Source organism: Mesorhizobium sp. M2A.F.Ca.ET.037.01.1.1 (assembly GCF_003998075.1).
Classification (GTDB): Bacteria; Pseudomonadota; Alphaproteobacteria; order Rhizobiales; family Rhizobiaceae; genus Mesorhizobium.
Genome location: NZ_RZSA01000871.1, coordinates 1 through 2,828 on the forward strand (window position 1 = coordinate 1; position 2,828 = coordinate 2,828).

At 62.2% G+C, this 2,828-nt stretch carries 4 protein-coding genes; 3 read left to right on the forward strand and 1 reads right to left on the reverse strand.

The features are described 5' to 3' along the window. The 3 genes from EOA27_RS30480 to EOA27_RS30490 all read left to right on the forward strand — a co-directional run. Window positions 1-209 (forward strand): hypothetical protein (locus tag EOA27_RS30480; protein WP_145970630.1); only part of this gene is annotated, 209 nt, incomplete at its 5' end. Window positions 210-449: 240 nt separating this feature from the next. After that, entirely contained in the window at window positions 450-1,190 is a 741-nt protein-coding gene (locus EOA27_RS30485) for a Bax inhibitor-1/YccA family protein (protein WP_126080432.1), read from the forward strand. Window positions 1,191-1,307: 117 nt separating this feature from the next. Continuing rightward, a complete protein-coding gene (locus EOA27_RS30490; protein WP_126080433.1) occupies window positions 1,308-1,898 on the forward strand; it encodes a GNAT family N-acetyltransferase in 591 nt (196 codons plus the stop codon). 92 nt (window positions 1,899-1,990) lie between these two features. On the opposite strand, the gene EOA27_RS30495 is transcribed toward EOA27_RS30490, so the two are convergent. Beyond that, the gene (locus tag EOA27_RS30495) at window positions 1,991-2,377 is read right to left on the reverse strand and encodes a DUF2794 domain-containing protein (protein WP_126080434.1); all 387 of its coding nucleotides are present in this window, start codon (window positions 2,375-2,377) and stop codon (window positions 1,991-1,993) included. Window positions 2,378-2,828 lie beyond the last annotated feature (451 nt).

Here is a 2,828-nt window from a genome sequence, read left to right on the forward strand (position 1 = left end):
GCCTTGCGACAGCGCTGTTCGCGCTGGCCGCCGGCGGTATCGCCGCCTGGTTCGTGGTCGCGCATATCATGACGCTGCCGTCGCATTTCATGCCGGAGGTGGCGGTGGCGACGATCCTGGTCTCGCTGACGGTCACCGTCGGCATCGGCCTTGCCGGCACCTGGCGGGTGCTCGGCCATAAGGCGGCGCCGGTGCTGCGCAACCTCTAACCGAGCGCGGCTCCAAGTCCCGGCCCGATTAAATCTCTGTAAGAATGCCCGCCGGAAGGCCCAAAAACCGGCCTTTCGCACTCTCACAAAGCGTTACGACCCGTTACCGTCTTGTTCTTGACGTCAAGAACCATCATATTTCGCAACAGGCATGCTGGAGTCCCGCCAGCGGCGCCTGGTCCAGGGATCAATCCAAGCGGACCTGTCACCGGACGGGGCAGAAGCAACAGAGGATTTCCAATGGCTGATCCCATTCGCAACTACCAGACGGGCGCCGCCTCCGGCGCGCGCGTCGATATCGATCAGGGCCTGCGCGCCTATATGATCAAAGTCTACAACCTCATGGGGCTTGGCCTGCTCATTACCGGCCTTGCCGCCTGGGGCGCCTTCCACCTCGCCGTCACCGGCGACGGCCAACTGACCGGTTTCGGCCAGCTCATTTACGCCAGCGCGTTCCGCTGGGTCGTCATCCTGGCGCCGCTCGCCGCCGTGATGTTCCTGTCGTTTCGCATCCAGTCGATGAGCGTGGCGGCGGCGCAGACCACGTTCTGGGTCTATGCCGGCCTTGTCGGCCTGTCGCTGTCGACGATCTTCCTCGTCTACACCGGCACCAGCATCACCCAGACCTTCTTCGCCACGGCCGCGGCCTTCGGCGGTCTGTCGCTCTACGGCTACACGACCAGGCGTGACCTGTCGGCGTTCGGCTCGTTCCTGATCATGGGCGTGATCGGCCTGCTGATCGCGATGCTGATCAACATCTTCCTGCAGTCGTCGGCGCTCGCCTTCGCCATCTCGGCGATCGGCGTGCTGGTCTTCGCCGGCCTCACCGCCTACGACACGCAGCGGATCAAGGAGATGTATTTCGAGGGTGACGTCGCCGACGTCGCCGGCCGCAAGGCGATCATGGGCGCCCTGCAGCTCTATCTCGACTTCATCAACCTGTTCATGTTCCTGCTGCAGTTCATGGGCGACCGCCGCTAAGGACGGTTACCCGGTCTCACTGGACCATAGAGTTGCGAAAGGGCGGCCCAACGGCCGCCCTTTCCTTTTTTGCATGCCTTTGCTGTTATCGAGGCAGGAGAACAAACTGCATAGATTATGAGCAATATTGCGATCAGGGCTGCAACTGCGGCCGACCTTGACCGGATCACTGAAATCTACGCCGATGCGGTCGTCCACGGCACGGCGAGCTACGAGCTGGAGCCGCCCACCCGCGCTGAAATGGGCAACCGATTCGACACTCTGGCGGCGGGCGGCTTCCCCTATCTGGTGGCGGAAAAGGGCGGCGCCGTGCTCGGCTACGCCTATGCCGGACCGTTCCGGCCGCGCCCCGCCTACCGATTCGTCATCGAGGATTCGGTCTATGTCGCGCCCGAGGCCAAGGGGCAGGGCGTCGGCTCGCTGCTGATGCGGGCGTTGATCGAAACGGCGCGCGCGGCGGGCTTCCGCCAGATCATCGCGGTCATCGGCGACGGCCATGCCGACAGCGCCTCGGTACGGCTGCACGAGAAGCTCGGCTTCCACCATTCCGGGCGGTTGGAAGGATCAGGCTACAAGCACGGGCGCTGGCTGGACACGGTGTTCATGCAGCTGTCGCTGAATGGCGGCGCAGAGCTGCCACCGGATCCTGATTCGCTGCCGGAGCGGCGGTTTCGGGAATTGAGAGGAATTGAGGAACTGAAGAATTGAGGAATTGAAGAAAGACGGCTGCGAACTGGCGCGTCAGGCGCCCTTTTCCTCAGTTCTTCAATTCTTCAGTTCCTCAATTCCTCTTTTTTCCCCTAAGCCTCGACGACCTTCAGCTTGGCATCGAAGACCCCAAGCACGCGGCCGAGTTCCTGGCCGCGCTTGAGGATGCGGCCTCCTGCCGCGATGACGGCGAAGGCGCCTTGGCGGCGCGCCAGCTTGGGGTCCTTGACGATCTGGAACAGCGGCACTTCGCTGGCCCGGCGGAAGACGGAAAAGACAGCGCGATCAGTGAGATGATCTATAGCATAGTCGCGCCATTCATTGGCCGCCACCATGCGCCCGTAGAGCCTCAGGATCTGATCAAGCTCGCGCCGGTCGAATCGCACCGGCTGGTCGAGGCGTGCGCTGCGCGCGTCGTGCAACGGGATCAATATTCCGGATGCTTCCCCATCCTCCGTCCCGCCGCTGTGATCGGTCATGCCTCGATCCTTCGATTGAATCATGCGCCGGCCAAGGTTCGCGCTTTCAGGATCGAATTGCAAGGGCCAGCCACGCATGCGCACGGTCGCGCGCTTTCCCAATCGTCCAGTCACGTTTGCGAAACATGTGTTGGAATTGGTGATCCTCTGCCACAATCTCGCCACAAATAATCCGCGCTCATGCCCCAATCTCCGACGAGTTTACCGGCGTTGCCTGAGACGGTTCGGTCCGGCACCGGCTCGTAAACCCCAAGCCCCCCGCCCACGGGTCAGCGTCGGATCGAACCAACCTCGGTTTTTCCTTGGAAAAATCAGGTGCGACGATCCCAAAACCTGAATGACCGGCGTCAGAAGCAAGCTGACGCCGGTTTTTTAATTTTCCTTCTCCCCTTGTGGGAGAAGGTGCCCGAGCGAAGCTCGGTCGGATGAGGGGTGTTGGAAGGAATGAGGC